The 250-nt window shown below is 82.0% G+C and carries 1 protein-coding gene; it reads right to left on the reverse strand.

Features of this window, described 5'->3' with window-relative positions:
- Positions 1–250: GTPase (locus KVT14_RS20775; RefSeq protein WP_217617335.1), on the reverse strand; the 250-nt coding region annotated here is incomplete at both ends.

Consider the following 250-nt stretch of genomic DNA (forward strand, 5'->3'; position numbering starts at 1 on the left):
CGCCCACGCGGCCGGTGCCTAGCACCTTGTTGAGCAGCGACGACTTGCCGAGGTTCGGGCGGCCGACCAGCGCGACGCGGCGCGGGCCGCCGGGGCGGGCGGTTGCGTGCTGCGAGACCGTCGGCAGCGCCGCCATCGCGGCGTCGAGCAGGTCGCCCGTGCCGCGGCCGGGCAGGGCGGAGACCGGGTGCGGCTCGCCGGGGCCGAGGCCCCCCAGCTCGGCCGCGGCGCGCTCCGGCGGCGGGCCCGC

It is taken from the genome of Cellulomonas sp. GbtcB1, assembly GCF_019091725.1.
Taxonomy (GTDB): Bacteria; Actinomycetota; Actinomycetes; order Actinomycetales; family Cellulomonadaceae; genus Cellulomonas.